Here is a 2,381-nt window from a genome sequence, read left to right on the forward strand (position 1 = left end):
TCTCTCATACGGGGTTGTCACCCTGTTTCACGCTCCGTTCCAGGAGACTTCTGAGAGAGTGTCGAGATTTGATTGTCAACCCGAACACCACATTGGTCCGAAGACCTTCGGTTTGGGCTGTGTCGCGTTTACTCGCGGTTACTGACGACATCGCTGTTGCGTTCTTTTCCTGCCCTTACTGAGATGTTTCAATTCAGGGCGTTCCCTATTGCGCGTGGCAATTGTTGAACGGATTCCGATTGGGAGATCTCGTGTTCTTTCCCTCCATGCGGGTCCCACGAGCTTTTCGCAGCTTGGCACGTCCGTCGTCGGCTCTCGAGCCGAGCCATTCACCAGCTGGCACAGTAGCCAGTAGTGTGTCAGCCAACTCTCCGAAGAGAGTGCTGACGGTGTCAAGTGACGTAATGTCACCCGACTGTATATGGTTCACTGACGTTCCACGAACTCGGATGAGTTCAGTGGACGTCTGGATCGCACGTATACACGGTTGTCATTGAATCGCCCCGGGTGTGACGGGGCGTTCGTCGAACCCTTCCCATCCGCGGTTTCCCGGGATGGTGCATCGGTCGTCGTGTTCGATCCGAGTCGCGTCTCCCATATAAGGGGACGGATTCGGACCGAACGGACATGGACTCACTGGGATTCGAACCCAGGGCATCCTCCTTGCAAGGGAGGCACTCTACCGCTGAGCTATGAGCCCACCTTCCCGCGAGGGGAAGGTCTGGTGTGTGTCGCGTTTGTGTTGCGAGCCGTGGTCGTTCTAAGGTGTCCAAGCCGGTGGATGGGCGGACGGTACACAGTCCAATGCGAATGAGTAGTGACCGTCGTGGTGACGGTCTAAGGTGAGCCTCCCTGAAGGGAGGTCTCGGGTCGGTGGAGGTGATCCAGCCGCAGATTCCCCTACGGCTACCTTGTTACGACTTAAGCCCCCTTGCGAAGCCCAGATTCGACGTTCGTGGAACGCCTCATCCGGACCTCACTCGGGTGCTTTGACGGGCGGTGTGTGCAAGGAGCAGGGACGTATTCACCGCGCGCTTGTGACACGCGATTACTACCGAATCCAGCTTCATGTGGGCGAGTTGCAGCCCACAATCCGAACTACGATCGAGTTTCTGAGATTACCGTCTCCTTTCGGAGTTGGAACCCTTTGTCTCGACCATTGTAGCCCGCGTGTTGCCCAGCACATTCGGGGCATACTGACCTACCGTTGCCCGTTCCTTCCTCCGTGTTAGCCACGGCGGTCCCCCTACTGTCCCCAGCTACCTCGCGGTACTGCTGGCAAGTAAGGGTGCGGGTCTCGCTCGTTGCCTGACTTAACAGGACGCCTCACGGTACGAGCTGACGGCGGCCATGCACCTCCTCTCTGAGGCTCGGATAAGGTCATCAACCTGATCGTCATTACCACAGTCGATGCTGGTGAGATGTCCGGCGTTGAGTCCAATTAAACCGCAGGCTCCTCCGGTTGTAGTGCTCCCCCGCCAATTCCTTTAAGTTTCATCCTTGCGGACGTACTTCCCAGGCGGTCTGCTTAGCGGCTTCCCTACGGCACAGCACCCACTCGTAGTGGGAGCCACACCTAGCAGACATTGTTTACGGCCAGGACTACCCGGGTATCTAATCCGGTTCGAGACCCTGGCTTTCGTCCCTCACTGTCGGATCCGTCCTCGCGACGTGCTTTCGCCATCGGCGGTCCGTCCAGGATTACGGGATTTCACTCCTACCCCGGACGTACCCGTCGCGCCTTCCGGTCCCAAGCCACGCAGTTTCTACCGGGCGCCCACCTGTTGAGCAGGTGGATTTCCCGATGGACTTGCGCGGCCAGCTACGGACGCTTTAGGCCCAATAAGATCGGCCATCACTTGGGCTGCCGGTATTACCGCGGCGGCTGGCACCGGTCTTGCCCAGCCCTTATTCTGGTACCACCTTACGGTACCGAAAAGCACAGGCGCTATGCCTGTGCACTTGGGATCCCCCTATCGCACTGTCGTGCAGTGTAAAGGTTTCGCGCCTGCTGCGCCCCGTAGGGCCCGGAATCTTGTCTCAGATTCCGTCTCCGGGTTCTCACTCTCATGACCCGTACCGATTATTGGCACGGTGGGCCGTTACCCCACCGTCTACCTAATCGGCCGCAGCCACATCCTTCGGCGCCGGAGCGTTTGGCATACCACTCATTCCAGTGGTGGTATGGTATACACTATTAGCCTCAGTTTCCCGAGGGTATTGTGTTCCGAAGGGTAGTTTGGCCACGTGTTACTGAGCTATTCGCCACGAGTCTAAACTCGTGCGACTAGCATGGCTAAATCGGATCCCAATAGCAATGGCCTCCGGCAGGATCAACCGGAATGAATATCCTTCGAGCCTGATTCCCGGCTCGAAGGGGG

At 57.8% G+C, this 2,381-nt stretch carries 1 tRNA gene and 2 rRNA genes; all 3 read right to left on the reverse strand.

Going from position 1 to position 2,381, the window contains the following annotated elements:
* A 23S ribosomal RNA gene (locus B378_RS16975) occupies window positions 1-357 on the reverse strand; the annotation flags it as partial.
* Between the two features lie 271 nt (window positions 358-628).
* Window positions 629-700, reverse strand: a tRNA-Ala gene (locus B378_RS0102130).
* Between the two features lie 174 nt (window positions 701-874).
* Window positions 875-2,344 (reverse strand): 16S ribosomal RNA (locus B378_RS0102135).
* Window positions 2,345-2,381: the final 37 nt, after the last annotated feature.

This window comes from Halorubrum sp. T3 (assembly GCF_000296615.1).
Taxonomy (GTDB): Archaea; Halobacteriota; Halobacteria; order Halobacteriales; family Haloferacaceae; genus Halorubrum; species Halorubrum ruber.